Origin of the sequence: Streptomyces sp. GESEQ-35, assembly GCF_017948485.1 — a bacterium.
In the GTDB taxonomy this organism is placed as follows: Bacteria; Actinomycetota; Actinomycetes; order Streptomycetales; family Streptomycetaceae; genus Streptomyces.
In genome coordinates this window covers 1-256 of sequence record NZ_JAFFSX010000112.1, presented here as the reverse complement: position 1 = coordinate 256, position 256 = coordinate 1, and the positions used below count along the sequence as shown (strand labels likewise).

Annotated in this window: 1 protein-coding gene; it reads left to right on the top strand. The window is 66.8% G+C overall.

The genetic code is table 11. The annotated features are described in order from the left end of the window. Positions 1–256, top strand: a 256-nt coding sequence (locus tag KCH87_RS48575) for a methylmalonyl-CoA mutase family protein (protein ID WP_247197946.1), incomplete at both ends; no start/stop codon positions are given.

Genomic DNA, 256 nt, shown 5'->3' with positions numbered 1-256 from the left:
AGAGGTCGGCAAGGTGGGCGTCGCGATCGACTCGGTCGACGACATGCGGGTGCTGTTCGGCGGGATCCCGCTGGACCAGGTCTCCACCTCGATGACGATCAACGCCCCCGCGGCTCTGCTGCTGCTCCTCTACCAGCTGGTGGCGGAGGAGCAGGGCGTCAGCGCGGACAAGCTGACCGGGACGATCCAGAACGACGTACTGAAGGAGTACATCGCCCGCGGGACGTACATCTTCCCGCCGAAGCCGTCCCTGCGC